Genomic DNA, 18,213 nt, shown 5'->3' on the forward strand with positions numbered 1-18,213 from the left:
GGCCTAACAAGGCAGTATGAGATGCACCGTTTTTGGTACCGGCTATCTGGGTGCGACCCACGCCGCCGGCATGGCGGAGCTGGGACACGAAGTGGTCGGCGTCGACATCGACCCCGGCAAGATCGCGAAACTGGCTGCCGGTGACATCCCGTTCTACGAGCCCGGACTGCGAAAGATCCTGCGCGAGAACATCGAAGCCGGGCGCCTGCACTTCACCACCGACTACGACGAGGCCGCCGATTTCGCCGACGTGCACTTCCTCGGCGTCGGCACGCCGCAGAAAAAGGGCGAATACGGCGCTGACCTGCGCCATGTCCACTCCGTCATCGACACCCTGGTGCCGCGGCTGCACCGCTCGGCGGTAATCGTCGGAAAGTCCACCGTCCCGGTCGGTACCGCGGCGGAGCTCGGAGTGCGGGCCCGGGCCTTGGCCGCTGAGGGCATCGACGTCGAGGTGGCTTGGAACCCAGAATTCCTGCGCGAGGGCTTCGCCGTGCACGACACCCTGCACCCGGACCGCATTGTCCTTGGTGTACAACGGGATTCGGTGCGCGCCGAGGCCGCGGTGCGTGAGCTCTACGCGCCACTGCTGGACGAGGGCGTGCCGTTCCTGCTCACCGATCTGCAGACCGCGGAACTGGTCAAGGTGTCGGCGAATGCCTTCCTGGCCACCAAGATCTCGTTCATCAACGCCATCTCCGAGGTGTGCGAGGCGGTCGACGCCGACGTCACCTTGCTGGCCGATGCGTTGGGCTACGACACCCGGATCGGCCGTCGATTCCTCAACGCCGGCTTGGGTTTTGGTGGCGGCTGTCTGCCCAAGGACATCCGTGCCTTCATGGCGCGAGCCGGTGAACTGGGTGCCAACCCGGCACTGACGTTCCTGCGTGAAGTCGACAGCATCAACATGCGCCGTCGGATCAAGATGGTGGAGCTGGCCACCAAGGCCTGCGGCGGCTCACTGCTGGGCGCCAACATCGCAGTGCTGGGTGCAGCCTTCAAACCCGAATCCGACGACGTGCGTGACTCACCTGCGCTCAACGTGGCGGGCATGCTGCAACTCAATGGTGCGACGGTCAACGTCTATGACCCGAAGGCCATGGAGAATTCGCAGCGGGTCTTCCCGACGCTGAACTACTCGACCTCGGTGATCGATGCCTGCGACCGTGCCGACGCCGTGCTGGTGCTGACCGAGTGGCAGGAATTCCTGGACCTCGACCCGGCCGCTTTGGCCGCCACGGTGCGGGCGAAAGTGGTTGTCGACGGGCGCAATTGCCTCGACGTCGAGCGTTGGCGCGGCGCCGGCTGGCAGATGCACGCCCTGGGCCGGAATCTGGCCGCCTGATTTCCGACTTGAGTAGGTAGTCCGACCGGGTTCGGCTGCCTAAGCTCGGGTGCATGACGCCCATAGCTCGTCAGAATTTCGGCCTGTCCAGAGCCCGGCAACGCCTCAACTGGTTCGCCCTGCACGCCGTGATCCGGCAGCTCGCCGGCTACGGGGCCAAACACGGTGAAATGCAGGCCCGGCTGATTGCCGACCGCGCGGTCCGGGCCGACCCTGGCAAGTTCGCCGACGAACTGCGCAGTCACGGCCGGATGTACCGCGGCCGGGCCGCGTGGCTGACCGCCGATCACGCACTGGCGCACCATGTTCTGCGCTCCGACGATTTCACCGTCACCCAGATCGGCGGCACCCTGCCCGGCCCGCTCGGCTGGTTGGAGGCCAAGACCACCGTCAAGGGCCGGTTGCATCCGCTGCTGCCTCCGTCGTTGCTGTCGGTCGAGCCGCCCGAACACACCCGCTACCGCAAGACGGTGTCGTCGGTGTTCACCACCCGCGCGGTGGCGGCGCTTCGTGAGCGGGTCCAGCTGGCAGCGGCCGAACTGATCGACGGATTGGCCTCGATGTCAACGGGATCCGTCGACATCGTGCAGCGGTACTGCTCACAGTTGCCGGTCACGGTTATCGGAGACATCCTCGGGGTGCCGGACGACGAGCGCGCACACATCCTGGAATTCGGTGAATTGGCCGCGCCCAGCCTGGACATCGGCTTGACCTGGCAGCAATACCTGACCGTGGAAGCCGGACTCGACGGCTTCAACCACTGGCTGTCCGACCACATCCGCGCGCTCCGGGCCAACCCCGGCGACGACCTGATGAGCCAGCTGATCGCCACCAGCGAGGGCGGCACCCGACTCAACGACGAGGAACTGCGAGCCACCGCCGGCCTGGTGCTCGCTGCCGGGTTCGAGACCACCGTCAACCTGCTGGGCAACGGGATCCGAATCCTGTTGGAACACCCCGATCAGCTGCAGCTGCTGCTCGATCGCCCCGAGCTGTGGCCGGGCGCGGTCGAAGAGATCTTGCGGCTGGAATCGCCGGTGCAGCTGTCCGCGCGGATCGCGAAGGTCGACGTCAACCTGGACGGGTATCTGGTGAAGGCCGGTGAGCCGGTGATCCTCTACCTGGCCGGCGCCAACCGGGACCCGGCCGTATTCGGTGACCCACACCGCTTCGACGTCACCCGGGACAACGCCGGCAAGCATCTGTCGTTCTCCGGTGGCCGGCACTTCTGTCTGGGTGCGGCGCTGGCGCGCGCGGAAGGCGAAGTCGGTCTGCGGACTTTCTTCGAGCGGTATCCCGATGCGCGGCTGGCCGGCGGCGAGAGCCGTCGCGATACCCGGGTGCTGCGGGGCTGGGCAACACTGCCGATCGCGCTCGGACGCGCGCGTGCGGCGGTACCTTCATGATGTGGACTTCCGCACGGCTCTGATCAGCGAAACTGCGGCCTTCGGCGAACTCATCCGTGGCGCGGACGACACCGTGGAGGTACCGGCTTGTCCCGGTTGGACTCTCAAGCAACTATTCCGGCATGTGGGCCGTGGCAATCGCTGGTGTGCGCAGATCATCGCCGAGCGGCGGAACGAACGCTTCGACCCCCGAGAGACACGGGACGGCAAGCCGCCCGAGGACCGCGACGGCGCGATCGACTGGCTCAACGCCAGCGCGCAGGCGATCATCGACGCGGTCGATCAGGTGGGCTCGGATGCCCGCGTGTGGACATTCCTCGGCCCCAGGCCCGCCGGTTGGTGGATCCGCCGTCGGGTACATGAACAGACGGTGCACCGCGCCGACGCCGCGCTGGCGCTGGGGCTTCCGTTCGAGCTCGATGCGCACCTGGCCGCCGACGGCGTCAGCGAGACCTTGGAACGCGCCACGTTGGTGGCCGACCGCAGTGCGCCGCCGGTCATGCCGGGTACGTCGCTGCATCTGCACGCCACCGATGACGGACTGGGGCCGACGGGGGAGTGGATGATCACCAATGACGAAGAGGGACTGGGCTGGTCGCACCGCCACAGCAAGGGGGACGTGGCGGTGCGCGGGCCGGCCACCGGACTGCTGCTGGCCACCAACCGTCGGCAGTCCGCGGCGGACGCGGGCCTGGAGCTGATCGGCGACTCGACGGTATGGCAGACCTGGCTGGACCGTGTGGCGTTCTGAGGCGTAGTAACTTCAGACCATGACGACATCGGAGATCGCTACCGTCCTGGCCTGGCATGACGCCCTCAACGAGCAGGATCTCGACACCCTGGAGCGGTTGTCCAGCGATGACATCGAGATCGGTAATGCACAAGGCGCGGCGCAGGGGCGGGACGCGTTGCGGCAGTGGGCTTCTGGTTTGACCGGCGAGGTGGCTGTCGGGCGGATGTATGTGCGCGAAGGCGTGGTCGTGGTGGAGCAGACCGGCGGCGGCATCGACGGTGCATCGGCATTTCGCGTGGTGCATGACCACGTGACCTCGGCATTCCGGCACGCCGATATCGAATCCGCTTTGGCCGCGACCGGGCTCACCGAATCCGATCTCGACGCCTGAGCACCATGCGGGGGATCATTCTGGCCGGCGGTTCGGGCACTCGGCTGTATCCGATCACCATGGGCGCCAGCAAGCAGCTGCTGCCGGTGTACGACAAGCCGATGATCTACTACCCGCTGTCGACCCTGATCATGGCGGGGATCCGCGACATCCAGATCATCACCACCGAGCATGATGCGCCGGGCTTTCATCGATTACTCGGCGACGGAACGAATTTCGGCATCAACATCAGCTACGCCGTGCAAGCCGAGCCCAACGGTCTGGCGCAGGCGTTCGTGATCGGTGCCGAGCACATCGGCTCGGATTCGGTGGCTTTGGTGTTGGGTGACAACATTTTTTACGGCCCTGGGCTGGGCACCAGCCTGGTCCGCTACCAAAATGTCAGCGGCGGAGTGATTTTCGCCTACCAGGTGGCCGACCCGTCGGCGTACGGCGTGATCGAGTTCGGCCCCGACGGCACCGCGCTGTCGTTGGAGGAGAAGCCCGTGAAACCCAAGTCGCACTTCGCTGTTCCGGGCTTGTATTTCTACGACAACGACGTCATCGAGGTGGCGCGGTCACTGAAGCCGTCGGCACGGGGCGAATACGAGATCACCGAGATCAACCAGCGCTATCTGGAGGCCGGGCACCTGAAGGTCGAGGTGCTCGAGCGGGGCACCGCCTGGCTCGACACCGGAACGTTCGACTCGCTGCTGGACGCCAGCGATTTCGTCCGAACCATCGAACGGCGGCAGGGTCTGAAGGTGGGTGTGCCCGAGGAGGTCGCCTGGCGCGTCGGCTTCATCGACGACGATCAGCTGGCGACCCGTGCCAGGGAACTGCTCAACTCCGGGTACGGGTTGTATCTGCTTGGGCTGCTGGAGGATCGATAACCGACGGGCTGGCCAGCACAGCCGCGATCGCGGTGGTCAGGGGTACCGACAACGCCAGCGCGATGCCGCCGACGGCCGACCGGGCGATTTCGATCGCCACGTTCTCACTGGTGAGGACGTCACCGAGTGATCGGTTGGCGACACTGAACAGCAGCAGCAGGGGTAGCGCGCTGCCGGCGTACGCCAGCACCAGGGTGTAGACGGTGCTGGCGATGTGATCGCGCCCGACCCGCATGGACCCCAAGAAGATTGCCCGCCGCGATGCGCCGTGTTCGGCAAGCTCGAATGCGGTGGCAGCCTGGGTCACGGTGACGTCGTTGAGCACACCGAGTGAGCCGATGATGAACCCGGCCAACAACAGTCCGCTGATGGAGACCGAGCCCATATACGCGGCGACGTCGTTGTTCTGCTCCTCGGACAGCCCGGTGAGATGCAGGAATTCGATTGTGCCCCAAGATAAGAATGCGGCCAGCAGTAGTGCGCTCAGCGTGCCGAGGAGGGCGGCGCTGGTACGGAGGCTGACGCCGTGGGCGAGGTAGATGACCGCGAACAAGATGGCCGAGGATGCGACGAGTGCCACCGGGATTGCCGGTGCACCGTCGCGAAGTGCCGGAAGCAGGAAGATGGTCAGCACCGCGAACGCGACGCCGATGCCCACCAAGGCCCGCAGCCCGCGCCACCGGGCCACGGCCACCACCACGACGGAGAACACCGCAGCCAGAATCCACAACGGCAGCGCGCGTTCGAAATCGAAGAACGCGTAGGTGGTGCTGCCGGCGCCGTCCACCTGCCGGCTCACCCGGATATGGTCGCCGGCGGCCAGGTGCGGCTGGCCGGGGCCCTGGCTGAATTCGAGCATGGTCTGGGCGCCCGAATTGGGTCCTGAGTCGATCGCGATCATCGACTGCACGCAGGTGCCGCCGCCGATGGGTGCTGCGGCCGGCGACGAGGTCAGCACCGCGCCCGCAGACGGGCTGCCGCACGGGGCGAGCCCGGTGGACAGCACGTGACCGGACTCCGTGGACACCGCGCCGCCGGCCGCGTTCTGGTACGGCAGCGGGATGTCCACCTGTTTGTCGCTGGGCCACAGCAACAGGGCGCCGACCACGGTCAGCAGGCCGACGAGCGCCAGTGCGCCGATCACGACGCGGGCTGCGAGCGGTCCCAGTGGAGCCGGCCCGGTGCTGTGCGAGTGGGAATGTGAGTGCGCCACCTAGAAGAGGTTAGGTGGTGTGGCTGGCAGCATCCCTGCGCTCGGCCTCAGCCACCAGCTTGTCGGCGAGTGTCCTCAGGACGTATCCGACCACCGCGCGGTAAGCCAGGCCGATCGCTCGCCGGCGAGTATCGAACGAACCGTGCCAGTCGATCCGGGTCCGGTCGCCGTCCTCGGTCAAGGTGACCTCCGCCTGGTAGTTCTGTACCGGCTTGTCCGCCAGGATGGTGTACCCATGGCGGTACCCGGGTTCGTGGATGGTCGTCATTTCTCGGGTGGGGAACTGCCGTGCGCCGACCGCGCGGATGGCCCCGACACCGCCGTCGTCGCCTGGTCCGCGGGTTTCCCACACCGAATAGGAGATCAGCGGTCTGGCCCACTCGGACCAGCGTGATCCGTCCGCCAGCACGTCGAACAGGGTCTGCGGGGTGGCCCGGGCATGCCGGACCACCGCGATTTCGTAACGGTGTGTCATGTTGCCGAAACTATCAGAACAATGTTCTATTAAGTGGTGGAAGCCGACGATGGGCCGGATGCACTACCGTTCGTACGCGCACGCACTCCGCAACAACGCGACGACCGGATGGCCCAGCTGACCCGGGTGACCCGCATTCTGCTCGATGACGCTCGCGCCGGTGACCTGACGCTCGGCCAGATCGCCACCGCCGCTGGGCTCGCCAAGTCGGGAGTGCTGCGATACGCGGGCTCGCGCGAAGCGCTGCTGCTGCTGGTGATGTATCAGGAACACCTCGGCTGGCTCGACGACCTAGGCGCCCGGCTGGGCGATGAACGGCGCAGTCCGGCAAGGGCTTTGTCTTACACGCTCGCGCAGCGGCCGGTGCTGTGTGACCTGATCAGTGCCACGCCGGTGTTGATGAACCGGCTGAGCGCCGACGCGGCCGCCGTGGTGCGGTCCCAGGCCCGCGACATCGAAGACCGCCTGGGGCAGACGCTGGCGCCGCGGTTGCCGTTGGACCGGCAGCATCTGGTGCTGCTCACCGCGGCGATCCACGCCTTCGCCGGTTCGGTATGGGGTTGGGCTGCAAGGGATTCCAGTACGGGACCGGTGTTCGCCGGAGACCTCGAGCCCACCCTGGCCGCGCTGCTGCACACCTTCATCGCGGGCCTGCAACGCGGTTGACCTACTGGCGGTAGCTCGCCAGGAAGTTGCCCAGGCGCTCGATGGCCTTGGATAGATCCCGTGCCCATGGCAGTGTGACGATGCGCAGGTGATCCGGTGTGGGCCAATTGAATCCGGTGCCCTGGGTGAGCAGGATCTTCTCCTGCAGCAGCAGATCGAGGACCAGCTGCTCGTCGTCCCGGATCTCGTGTACCTCGGGATCCAGGCGGGGGAACGCATACAGCGCACCGGCGGGCTTGACGCAGGACACTCCGGGAATTTCGTTGAGCTTGTTCCAGGCGACGTCGCGCTGCTCGAGTAGTCGGCCGCCCGGCAGGATCAGGTCCTCGATGCTCTGATGCCCGCCAAGCGCCACCTGAATCGCATGCTGCGCAGGCACATTCGGGCACAGTCGCATGTTCGAGAGCAGGCTGATGCCCTCCAGGAAACTGGACGCGTGCTCCTTGGGGCCGGTGATGGCCAACCAGCCGGACCGATAACCCGCGACGCGGTAGGCCTTGGACAGCCCGTTGAAAGTCAGGCACAGCATGTCGGGCGCCACCGAAGCCATCGGAATGTGCTTGGCGTCGTCGTAGAGGATCTTGTCGTAGATCTCGTCGGCCAGCAGCAGTAGCTGATGCTTGCGGGCCAGATTCGCGATCGACTCCAGGGTTTCCCGGCTGTAGACCGCGCCGGTCGGGTTGTTCGGGTTGATCACCACGATCGCCTTGGTGCGGTCGGTGATCTTGGACTCCAGGTCGGCGATATCCGGGTTCCAGCCCTGCGTCTCGTCGCACAGGTAGTGCACGGGGGTGCCGCCGGCCAGCGCCGTCGAGGCGGTCCACAGCGGGTAGTCGGGTGCCGGGATCAACACCTGGTCGCCGTTGTCGAGCAGTGCCTGCAGCGTCATGGTGATCAGCTCGGAGACCCCGTTGCCGAGGAACACGTCGTCGACGTCGAATCGGGGGAAGCCCTCGACCAGCTCGTAGCGGGTTACCACCGCGCGACGGGCCGAGACGATGCCCTTGGAGTCCGAGTAGCCCTGGGCGTACGGCAGGGCCGCGATCATGTCGCGCATGATGACGTCCGGCGCCTCGAAGCCGAACGGCGCGGGGTTGCCGATGTTGAGTTTGAGGATCCGGTGTCCTTCGGCCTCCAGCCGGGAAGCCTGCTCGTGTACCGGGCCACGGATCTCGTACAGAACGTCCTGCAGCTTGGTGGACTGGGCGAAGGTCCGTGGTGGCCGGTGCTGGCCCTGCCACGTGCGTTCGCTGGATACCGGGTGCGTGCTCACGTTTTCCATGCTCCCATCGCCGTCCACTTGTTTTTGAAACGTCTCCTCGGGGCGAGCGAAGCGACGGGAAATGCCAAATGGCCAGTCACAACACGCAATCTGCTGAGAAGCGTGTCACAACTGGCCATTGAGCGGTGTTGCTTAGCGCTTACCAGGTCGCTTTGCTCCCGGCTTCATGGCCAGGCCGACGACCGGTGCCGCGGGCTCGGCAGGAGCCTCCGGCGCCGGAGCTGCCGGTGCCGCAGGGGCGTCGGCCTCGGCCTCAACAGCGGGAGCCGGCGCCTCAGCGGGCGGCTGTGCTGCGGGAGCGGCTTTCTTGGCACCGGGTCGACGAGCGCCCGCGGCCATGCCCAGCCCGACGACCGGTGCTGCAGGAGCTGCAGGTGCGGCGGGAGCCTCGGCTGCGGGGGCGGCCTCGGCTGCAGGTGCCGGAGTGGCCGTAGCTGCCGGAGCGGCAGGTGCCGCCTTCTTGGCACCCGGGCGCTTGGCGCCGGTGGCCAGACCCAGTCCCTTGACCGGGGCAGCGGGAGCAGCAGGGGCAGCGGGAGCGGCCGGAGCAGCAGCCTCGGCAGCCGGGGCTGCCTGCGCCGCGGGAGCTGCCGGAGCGGCCTTCTTGGCACCCGGGCGCTTGGCGCCACCGGCCAAGCCCAAGCCCTTCACCGGAGCAGCGGTGGCCGCCGGCGTGGCGGGCGCTGCAGGTGCGGCGGGAGCTGCCGGAGCCTGCGCTGCGGGAGCAGGAGCAGCCTCGGCGACCGGCGCCGGCTTCGGAGCAGCGGCAGCGCGCTTCTCGGCCAGCGCGGCCGACGCGGCAGCGGCGGTGCCCTTGGCGGGCAGCGTCACGTTGGAGGTGTCCAGCGAGCTCAGCAGCAGCTGGGCGACGTCGAGGACCTCGGCCTTTTCGATGTTGCGGGTCGCGGCCACGTCGTCGACGCCGTCGCTCATCATGACGCGGCAGAACGGGCAGCCGGTCGCAATGGCCGAGGCGCCGGTGTCGATCGCCTCTTCGGTGCGCTCGGTGTTGACGCGCTTGCCGATGTGCTCTTCCATCCACATGCGGGCGCCACCGGCGCCACAGCACAGACCGCGGTCGGCGTGCCGCGGCATCTCCGTCAGCTTCGCGCCCGACGCGGCGACCAGCTCGCGCGGTGCCTCGTACTCCTTGTTGTGCCGGCCCAGGAAGCAGGGGTCGTGGTAGGTGACCTCTTGGCTCACCGAGCTGACGGGCACCAGCTTCTTGTCCCGGACCAGGCGGTTGAGCAGCTGGGTGTGGTGCACCACGGTGTAGTTGCTGCCCAGCTGCGGGTACTCGCGGTTGATGGTGTTGTAGCAGTGCGGGCAGGTGACCACGACCTTGCGATCGACAGCCTCGACGCCTTCGAACAGCTCGTTGATGGTCTCGACGTTCTGTGCGGCCAACTGCTGGAACAGGAACTCGTTGCCGGCGCGGCGGGCCGAGTCACCGGTACAGGTCTCACCGGTGCCCAGCACCAGGAACTTCACGCCCGCGGTGGCGAGGAGCTCGGCGACGGCCTTGGTGGTCTTCTTGGCGCGGTCCTCGTAGGCGCCGGCACAACCGACCCAGAACAGGTACTCGAAGCCGTCGAAGCTCTCGACATCCTGGCCGTAGACCGGGATGTCGAAGTCCATCTCGTCGATCCAGTTGGTGCGGTCCTTGGCGTTCTGGCCCCACGGGTTGCCCTTGAGTTCCAGGTTCTTGAACAGCACGCCGAGCTCGCCCGGGAACTCCGACTCGACCATGACCTGGTAGCGGCGCATGTCCACGATGTGGTCGATGTGCTCGATGTCGACGGGGCACTGCTCGACGCAGGCGCCGCAGTTGGTGCAGGACCACAGCACGTCGGGGTCGATCACGCCGCCCTGCTCAGCGGTGCCGACCAGCGGGCGCAGCGCCTGCTCCGGGCCGTGGCCCTCGATGCGTGCGAAGCCGTCCTCTGGCACACCGTGCCCGTGCAGACTGTCACCCAGCGCGGCGAAGTCGACCGAGCCCTCCTCGGGCATCGGCTTGCCCTCGATCAGGTACGGCGCCTTGGCCATCAAGTGGTCACGCAGGTTCATGATGACGAGCTTGGGAGACAACGGTTTTCCGGTGTTCCAGGCCGGGCACTGGGACTGGCAGCGGCCGCACTCGGTGCAGGTGGTGAAGTCGAGGTAACCCTTCCAGGTGAAGTCCTCGATCTTGCCGCGGCCGAATACCGCGTCCTCGGCGGGATCGTCGAAGTCGATCAACTCGCCCTGGTACTCCATGGGCAGCAGCGGGCCGAGGCCGTTGGGCAGGCGCTTGAAGGTGACGTTGATCGGGGCCAGGCCGATATGCAGGTGCTTGGAGTGCAGCACGATCAACAGGAAGACCAGCATGACGCCGACGTGGGCCAGCAGCGCGATGGTCTCGATCCACGCGTTGGCGGTCTCACCGAGTGGGTGCAGCAGGGTGGCCATGCCGTCGGAGAAGAATGCGCCGCTCTGGTATGGGAAGTCATCGCCGAGCACGTTGACCGCGGCACCGCGGAAGATCGCGTAGGTCAGGATGACCAGGAAGATCATGAAGAGGATCTCCCAGGCGCCGCCGGTGTGGGAGCCGTAGAAGCGCGACTCGCGACCGAGCTTCTTGGGATCGCGGACCACTCGGATGATGGCGAAGACGATGATGCCGAACAGCACCGCCAGCGCGAAGAAGTCCTGCAGGAAGCCCAGCGCCGGCCAGTGCCCGACGAGCGGAATGGCGAACTTGGGGTAGATGAGGACGCCGTAGGCCTCCAGGTACACCGAGGCCAGGACGAAGAAGCCCCACATGGTGAAGAAGTGGGCGATACCGGGGATGGACCACTTCAGCAGCTTCGACTGGGCGAAGACTTCCTTGTTCTGGTTCAGGAAGCGCTCGAGCAGATGGTCTTTGCGGCCGCGCTCGTCGCCGACCTTCTGGCCCGAGTTGATCAACTTGGTCAACCACAGCACCCGCTTGGCGGCGAACCCCAGGACGATGACCGTTGCCAACAGCCCGATGACCATCCTGCTCGTACTGAGCACGTCTTCGAGGTGTTCCAGTTCCACCGATTGCCTCCCAATGTGCAGTTATCGACGCGCAACTGAGCTTAGCTACTCGTCAGTAACTTATGCCGAATGCAGCTCATAGTTGCAGATCGCGGCTTATTACCGCTACGTAGGCTGCCCTAACTTTGATCGTTCAGCCGGCATGGCCGATCAGCGCCCGCAGCATGGAGAGCATCTCCGACCGCGATTCGGCGCCCAGCCTGCGGCGAATCCGTGCCACATGGTGTTCGACGGTCTTCGCTGAGATCAGCAGTTGCGCCCCGATATCGCGGTACGGCATGCCCTGCAGCACCAGTTCGGCCACCTCGCGTTCCCGGTCGGACAGCCGGGTCCAGGTCGGCATCGAGCGGCTGTCACCGGCAGCGGCGGCCGCTGTGGTGTTCGGCACATCCGGCGCCGTGACCGCATTGCTGGAGACGACCGGGTCGCCCGCCGCCTCCAGGGCAGCGTCCTGTTTGAGGTCGCGGGCCAATTGCAACATGGCGCCCGAGACCCGTCCCTCCGGCGAGTGCAGCGCCGCCTGGCTGGCCAGGCGGGTGGCGTCCCAGGTCAACCCGAAGCGGGCCAGTCCGCGCGCCGCGGCGGTGACTTCGGCGGCGTCGACCCCGTCGGCGAGCACCCGCAGCCAGGCGCGGCCCGCGGCGGCCAGTGCCGTGGCATAGGCGCCGTGCGCGCCCTCGGCGCGGCTGGCCGCGGCCAGTGCCTGCCCGTGCGGGGCCACCGCCTCCGGTGAATTGGCCAGGATGCCGGCGTGCACGCCCGCCCAATGCAGTGGAACCGACCACAGCGGCGGGTTTCCGGCCGCCCGAAGCAGCCCGAACGCCTCGGTCAACGGCTGCCGCAGCTGCTCAACCTGCTGCAACCGGGCGGCGGCCACCCACAGCTCACCCAACGGCAGCAGGGCGAACAGGTCCAGGGAGTACTCGGCGACTACCTCCATGGCCGCGTACCAGTGTCTCTGCAGGGCGCCGGTGTCTCCGCTGCGCCGTGCCACTGCGGTCTGCAGCGCGGTGAACCACAGCGCATCGCGGCGGTGCAGCTGGTCGCTGTCGAGGGTGGGCACCGCGGAGTCCAGCTGTCCGTCGAGCATCCGGATCCAGCCGAGCAGTAACCGGTGGCGCAGCTCGGAGAAGCCGCTGTGGCCGTTGCCCGCCCCGGTGCGCACCGCGCGGCCGATCACACTGCGGGCCCGCACCGCGTCGCCGCCGTGCAGCGCGACCAGGGTCAGCAGGGCGGCCGGGCTGTCGGGGGCGACCGTGGTGGCGCCGTTCGTGGCGCCGACAGCCTGCGTGAGCCGGGCCATCGCCGTCGCGAAGGGCTGGTCGAGCGTCAGCAGCAGGCCTTCCGCCATGCCGCGGGCCGCGCGCGCGGATGACGTTGGCGGCGCCCCGCTTTCGGTCTGCAGGCAGTCCCGGGCCAATGCGGCATCGGCGTTGGCGACGCCGACCAGCGCACCGGCCGCCGCGACGAACGGATCGGGGTAGGGGCCCAGCCAGCGGAACAGGTCGGCGGCATGCGGGGCGGCACCGTCGTGCAGGGCCACACTGGCCGCAATGCGAACCGCCTGCGCCCGGACGTCCGGGTCCGGCGCATTCAGTAGCTGGTCGGCCAGGGTTCCGGCGGTGCCGCAGTCACCGGTGATGGCCAGGGCGTCGGCCAGGTGAGCGTCGGGCACGGTAGCTCCGGCGCGCGCGGCGGCGCGGTACAGGCGTGCCGCCCGGTGCGGATGGTCCGGCTCGGCGCGGCGCATCAGCTCGGTCGCCAGGGTGTCGTCGACCGTGCCGTGCTCGGCGAGTTTGACCGCCAATTCTGTTGATAATACCGATAATTCGAGTTGCGAACGCAATAGTCGGGCTTCGACGTCACGGTGCCGGGCGGTGCCGACCAGCTGGGTGAGGCAGCCGTGCAGCGACTCGGTGAATGCTGGGTCCAGTGCCGCGGACAGCAGGCCGCTGGCCCATGCCCGGTCCATCAACAACCCCGCGGCCTCACCGGTCACGTCCAGCGCCGCGGCGATGTCGTCCGGCCCGAGTTCGGAACTCAGGGAACACAACAGCAGCGTGTCCAACAGATGCTCGTCCAACCGGCGCAACCGCTCGGTCAGCGCGACGTGCGCGGCCCGGGTCGGGTCGCCGTCTGAACTCAGTGCGGCGAGAGCCGAATACACCAGCAGTGGAATGCCCCCGGTGGCTGCGATCAGCCCCGCCAGATGCGGACCGGGGACGCCCGCCTTGGTCAGTGCGTCGGTGATCTCCCGGGGGGGCATCGGCGTCAACTGGATCGGTGGGTGCTGGCGACTCAAGGTCGTGGTCAGCGCGTTGAACGCCGGGTCATGCACCAGCGGTTCGGCGCTGAGCGCCACGGTGCTGTCGGGCTGACCCGCCAGTTCGATCAGCGCCTCCAGCTCGGCGGGCGCCAACAAGTGCGCATCGTCGATCACGATCGCTGCGCCGGGCGCGTCACCCTGGCGCGGCGCCCGGGCCAGGATCGTTGTTCCATTCGCCCGCAAGGTGTTTCGCACGACTTCGAGCGCCGTGGTCTTTCCGCTTCCGATACCGCCCAGCACCAGTGTCTTGGCGGCAGCCGCCCCGGCCAGGGCGGCGAGCGGATCGGTGGTCACGGGCTGGTCGGCGTCGCCGCGTGCGCGGTGGGTTCTGCCGCCGCCGTCGAATGCGCCGTCTGGGTCGGCTGGCGCTGCGTGGTGGGCGCCGCCGTGGTGGTCGGAGGTGCCTGGGTGGTGGTCGGCGGTGGCTGGGTGGTGGTGGGCGGCTGGGTGGTGGTCGGCGGTTGGGTCGTGGTGGGCGGCGGGGTGGTCGTGGTGGTGGGCGGCTGGGTCGTTGTGGTGGTCGTTGTTGTCGGGGTGGTCGTGGTGGTGGTCGTTGTCGTCGTGGTGGTGGTCGTGCTGCTGCTGGTGGTCGTGGTCGACGAATCGGTGGTGGACGTCGTGGTCGGGGTGTCGGTTGAGCTCGGCGTCGTGGTGATCGGGTTGGTGACCGTCGAGGTGCTCACCTGACCGTTCGAATCGGTCTGCGTCACAACCGATGTGGTGGCCGGCACCATGGTGGTGGTGATGGAGCCGTCCGAACCGGTGATGGTGGTGGTGACGTTCACGGTAGCCGGGCCCGACGGGCTGTCTTTGCTGGTCAGGTTGACAGCGGCCAGGCTGCCGCCGGCGATCAGGAACGCCGCCGCAGCCGCGCCGAACAACAGCGGTGGGCGTTTGTACCAGGCCAGTGGAGCAACGTCGGGGAGGTTGTCCTCCTCTTCGTGGGCGAACTCCATCGCCGGGCGTGCGGTGGTCCCCAGACCGGCCTCGTCGGCGTAGCCGGTCGGATAGTCGGACGGGTATTCACCGCCGGTGTACGGCGTGACGTCGCCGCCGTCCTGGTCGTCGGACCAGGCCAGAGACCGGAAGGTCGAGGATGCCGGGTTCGGGTCGGGAGCCGGCGGAATGGGCGGCGCGCTGGCCACCCAGCCCATGGTGGGTGCCATACCGGTCGGGGCATCGGCCGCCATGGTGGTCTGGTCCACCAGCGGGGCGCCGGTGGCTGCGGTCAGCGCGGGCTGCCGTGACGTCACCACCGGCACTCGGAAGTACTCGGAAAGTCGTTGGGTGACAATCGGTATCGAGGCACCGCCACCGACGGTCGCCACCGCGGTCAACATGTTGGCCGGAATCTGGTTGCGCTGCAAGCTTTCCTGGACCACGCCGAGCAGGCCGGCCAACGCAGGTTCGAGTAGCCGTTCCAGCTCCGGCCGGGTGATCCGCAGGGCGGAGCTGTATCCCGGCAGGTTGGCATTGACCGAAGTCGCGGTCTCGGCCGACAGCCGTTCCTTGGCCTGTCGGCATTCATCGCGCAACTGAGACAGCGATCCCACTGCTGCGGTGCCCGCCGGGTCGGCGTCACCCGATTCACTGATCCCGGCGACGACGTGGTTCAGCAGCGCCTGATCGACCAGGTCACCGGAGAACTCCGGGTAACGGACGGTCTCGCCGATCGGGGCCAGGCTGGCGGCGTCGGCGATGGTGACGCTGGTCCCGCTACCGCCGAAGTCGCACAACGCCACCACACCCTGGGCGGGCAGGCCGGCCTCGGCCTTCAATCCGGCCAGCGCGGCAGCTGCATCGGAGACCACCGGCGCCGCTGCCAGCGCCGCTTTGCCGCGCAGCGCCGCCGCCAGCGCGCCGATCGTGGAGATACCCCAATGCGCCGGCGCCGCGATGACCACCGGACTGCCGCCGCCGGCGGTACGGGCCATCGCCTCCAGGGCCTCGGCGAGCACCGCTTCGCCGCGATGCGCCGAACCGTCCGGGGCCACCAGAGGAATGGGGTCGCCGACGCGCTCCACGAACCCGGTCAGTACCAGGCCCGAAGGCTGGGCGGGGATGCCGACTTCAGCGGGCCGATCCGGGAACAGGGTCAGGATCGCCCGACGGCTGACCGGCGGTCGTCCGGCCGGTGCGGCCACCAGATTGGTCTGGCCGATCGACAAACCGAGCCCGTCGCTCATGTGGTCCACTCCTTTGGCGCTGTGCTGGACTCAGGTCACCCTATTCGGTGCCGGCGCGGGGCCGGGACACAATCCCCTAACGATTGCCGAATCCCTAACGGCATTGCCCCTAACCGCAGGTGTTTTGTCTTGGGGTTGGCACCGATCTCCTGGGGAGATATCGGCATTAGCATCAAATCAGTTAGCCCGGTGCGTCGGTGGATTCAGCAGTTGTCAGGCCGGCTCATCTCGAATCGACCGGAAGGAGCAGGTGCCGTGGCAAATCCACTACTCGATTTCGTCATGTCGGTCGTGCGTGATCCGGACGTGGCGGCCCACTACGCCGCCGACCCCGCCGGTGCCATCGCCGACGCCAACCTCACCGGCGTCACCACCGCGGACGTCGCACACCTGATCCCGGTCGTCACGGAGTCCATGGGGTCGCTGTCATCTGCCGCAGGTGGGGTGCCGGCCTTTGGGGCCGATCCCGGTGCGAATGTCTGGGCCAGCGGTGCGGCGACCGCCGCATTCGATGCGTTCGACGATTTCGGCGCCCAGGTGCCGGCCACGACCTCGCCGGCAGGTCACCTGCAGCTGCTCGATACCAGCATTCACCAGGTGATTTCCGACCCCGGAGCGTACGACGCGGGTGGTGCTGCGGGGACGCCGGTCCCAGCCGGCCTGCCGGTGCTGGCGACGAGCGACGACCCGGGTCTGCATTCGGACGTGCCGCTGGTCGACAGCGCGCACGTGCAGGACCCGGCCGCCGCACTGGACTGGCATCACACCGTGGATACCGACCCGACGGCTGGGGCGGAACATCATCCGGGGATCGACTTCTTCAGCTGACCCGAGGTGGTCAGGCACCAACAGACTGACGCCGGTGGCCCTCATGGCCACCGGCGTCACTGTTTTGCACCGACCGCTCAGCAAACACCCTAACCGTCCCCTAATCCCCTAATTGGGGGAGTTGTGGCACCCCACTAAGCTTCGTTGGGGGTAGGGGTGGTCGCCCCGTTTGCGGGGGTCGTGGCCGCCCCTAACGTAGTTGTCAGTTCGCCGGACGAACGGCGACCCGAAACCTCCAATAGGACAATAGGAAAGGGACTCCCATGACCAGCTTGATCGAATTCATCATCGACCTCTTCCGCTTCCCGCAGGTCGCCAGCGCATTCGTCCAGGACCCCGAGGGGACCATGCGCGATGCGGGCCTGACCAACGTCACCGCTGCCCAGCTGGCGTCGGTGGCCGCCAGCGCCGCCCCGGCCGGCGTGGTGCTGGGTGGCGGCGATCCGGTCGTCGGCCTGCAGAACGCGGTGTCGGATTACTACAGCATGTCTTCGCCGTTCTCCCCGCAGACCGGCTTCGTCTCGCAGCCGACCTTCGCTCCCAACACCGACTTCGCCAGCAACAACAACGTCCCGGTGGCCAGCGGTAACAACGTCCCGGTGCTCAGCCCCGACCAGAACGCCGGCGCGAACGCCCAGCAGGGCGCCTTCAACCTGGGTTTCGGTGACATCACCTTGGGTGGCAGCCACGTCCAGCAGGGCGACGGCGGCGTCAACATCGCGGGGAGCAACAGCGGTGCGATCGCCAGCGGCAAGGGCGCGGTCATGGGTGACGGAAACACCGTGACCAACGGCGACATCCACACCGGCAGCCACTCGCCGGTGATCGTCGGCACGGGCAATGCCGCGACCGACAACTCGCAGACCGCCGGCGGCCACATCATCGCCGGCAACAGCGGCCCGGTGATCAGCGACGTGAACACCGGCGGCGGCAATGGCGGTAGCGCCGGCGCCGGCGGCGGCCTCATCGGTGGCGGGCATGCCAACGCGGGTAGCGGAGGAAACGGCGGGAACATCGTCATCAACGACGGCAACACCACGTCCACGTCCAACCACGTCGGCGGCAACCAGACCACGGTCGGCCACGACCTGGGCAGCGGCAACAGCAGCGTCATCGACGACTCGTCGCACTCGGTGTCGAATACCTCGTCGGTCAACACCAGCCTGAACAGCGGTAATACGGCCAACACCAGCATCGGTAGCGGCAACACCACCCACACCAGTCTGAACAGTGGCAATACCGCGAACACCGACGTGCATGCGGACACCTCGGTGCACAGCACCGTCACCGATCAGTCGGTGCACCAGGCCGGGCTGAACACCTACGCGCCGACCGACCTGCACAGCACCACCGATGTCAGCCACACCACCATCGATCCGCACACCATGCACTGATCGATCACGGCAATTCGGCCGGCGGGGCCAGATACG

14 protein-coding genes are annotated in these 18,213 nt (G+C 67.5%); 8 read left to right on the forward strand and 6 right to left on the reverse strand.

Going from position 1 to position 18,213, the window contains the following annotated elements; all coding sequences use genetic code 11:
- The first annotated feature begins 16 nt into the window (after positions 1 to 16).
- The 5 genes from ABIA30_RS14725 to rfbA are packed head-to-tail and all read left to right on the forward strand — an operon-like array spanning position 17 to position 4,747.
- On the forward strand, positions 17 to 1,345 hold the full coding sequence (locus ABIA30_RS14725) for a UDP-glucose/GDP-mannose dehydrogenase family protein (RefSeq protein ID WP_370066551.1): 1,329 nt from the start codon (positions 17 to 19) through the stop codon (positions 1,343 to 1,345).
- Positions 1,346 to 1,398: 53 nt separating this feature from the next.
- A complete protein-coding gene (locus ABIA30_RS14730) occupies positions 1,399 to 2,751 on the forward strand; it encodes a cytochrome P450 (protein WP_370066553.1) in 1,353 nt (450 codons plus the stop codon).
- 1 nt (position 2,752) lies between these two features.
- Positions 2,753 to 3,502, forward strand: a complete 750-nt coding sequence (locus tag ABIA30_RS14735) for a maleylpyruvate isomerase family mycothiol-dependent enzyme (protein WP_370066555.1) — start codon at positions 2,753 to 2,755, stop codon at positions 3,500 to 3,502.
- A 19-nt stretch (positions 3,503 to 3,521) separates the two neighbouring features.
- Entirely contained in the window at positions 3,522 to 3,875 is a 354-nt protein-coding gene (locus ABIA30_RS14740) for a nuclear transport factor 2 family protein (protein WP_370066557.1), read from the forward strand.
- 5 nt (positions 3,876 to 3,880) lie between these two features.
- A complete protein-coding gene (gene rfbA, locus ABIA30_RS14745) occupies positions 3,881 to 4,747 on the forward strand; it encodes a glucose-1-phosphate thymidylyltransferase RfbA (protein WP_370066559.1) in 867 nt (288 codons plus the stop codon).
- On the opposite strand, the gene ABIA30_RS14750 is transcribed toward rfbA, so the two are convergent.
- Both ABIA30_RS14750 and ABIA30_RS14755 read right to left on the reverse strand, forming a co-directional pair.
- A complete protein-coding gene (locus tag ABIA30_RS14750; RefSeq protein ID WP_370066561.1) occupies positions 4,698 to 5,960 on the reverse strand; it encodes a YibE/F family protein in 1,263 nt (420 codons plus the stop codon). The genes rfbA and ABIA30_RS14750 overlap by 50 nt on opposite strands.
- Positions 5,961 to 5,970: 10 nt before the next feature.
- Entirely contained in the window at positions 5,971 to 6,435 is a 465-nt protein-coding gene (locus ABIA30_RS14755) for an SRPBCC family protein (RefSeq protein ID WP_370066563.1), read from the reverse strand.
- Between the two features lie 36 nt (positions 6,436 to 6,471).
- On the opposite strand from ABIA30_RS14755, the gene ABIA30_RS14760 reads away from it, so the two are divergent.
- Entirely contained in the window at positions 6,472 to 7,101 is a 630-nt protein-coding gene (locus ABIA30_RS14760; RefSeq protein WP_370066565.1) for a TetR/AcrR family transcriptional regulator, read from the forward strand.
- A gap of 1 nt (position 7,102) precedes the next feature.
- On the opposite strand, the gene ABIA30_RS14765 is transcribed toward ABIA30_RS14760, so the two are convergent.
- The 4 genes from ABIA30_RS14765 to ABIA30_RS14780 all read right to left on the reverse strand — a co-directional run bounded on the left by ABIA30_RS14765 (position 7,103) and on the right by ABIA30_RS14780 (position 15,955).
- Positions 7,103 to 8,401 carry a pyridoxal phosphate-dependent aminotransferase gene (locus ABIA30_RS14765; RefSeq protein ID WP_370066567.1) on the reverse strand — a complete coding sequence of 433 codons (1,299 nt, stop codon included), beginning with the start codon at positions 8,399 to 8,401 and terminating at the stop codon, positions 7,103 to 7,105.
- A 114-nt stretch (positions 8,402 to 8,515) separates the two neighbouring features.
- On the reverse strand, positions 8,516 to 11,401 hold the full coding sequence (locus tag ABIA30_RS14770; protein WP_370067102.1) for a heterodisulfide reductase-related iron-sulfur binding cluster: 2,886 nt from the start codon (positions 11,399 to 11,401) through the stop codon (positions 8,516 to 8,518).
- 175 nt (positions 11,402 to 11,576) lie between these two features.
- On the reverse strand, positions 11,577 to 14,063 hold the full coding sequence (gene iniR / locus ABIA30_RS14775; protein ID WP_370066569.1) for an isoniazid response ATPase/transcriptional regulator IniR: 2,487 nt from the start codon (positions 14,061 to 14,063) through the stop codon (positions 11,577 to 11,579).
- Complete coding sequence (locus ABIA30_RS14780; protein ID WP_370066571.1) at positions 14,060 to 15,955, reverse strand: Hsp70 family protein; 1,896 nt, start codon at positions 15,953 to 15,955, stop codon at positions 14,060 to 14,062. The genes iniR and ABIA30_RS14780 overlap by 4 nt, the downstream gene beginning before the upstream one ends.
- Before the next feature lie 255 nt (positions 15,956 to 16,210).
- On the opposite strand from ABIA30_RS14780, the gene ABIA30_RS14785 reads away from it, so the two are divergent.
- The gene (locus ABIA30_RS14785) at positions 16,211 to 16,783 is read left to right on the forward strand and encodes an Rv0340 family IniB-related protein (protein ID WP_370066573.1); all 573 of its coding nucleotides are present in this window, start codon (positions 16,211 to 16,213) and stop codon (positions 16,781 to 16,783) included.
- 263 nt (positions 16,784 to 17,046) lie between these two features.
- On the forward strand, positions 17,047 to 18,177 hold the full coding sequence (locus tag ABIA30_RS14790) for an IniB N-terminal domain-containing protein (RefSeq protein WP_370066575.1): 1,131 nt from the start codon (positions 17,047 to 17,049) through the stop codon (positions 18,175 to 18,177).
- Positions 18,178 to 18,213 lie beyond the last annotated feature (36 nt).

Source organism: Mycobacterium sp. MAA66, assembly GCF_041261665.1.
Classification (GTDB): domain Bacteria; phylum Actinomycetota; class Actinomycetes; order Mycobacteriales; family Mycobacteriaceae; genus Mycobacterium.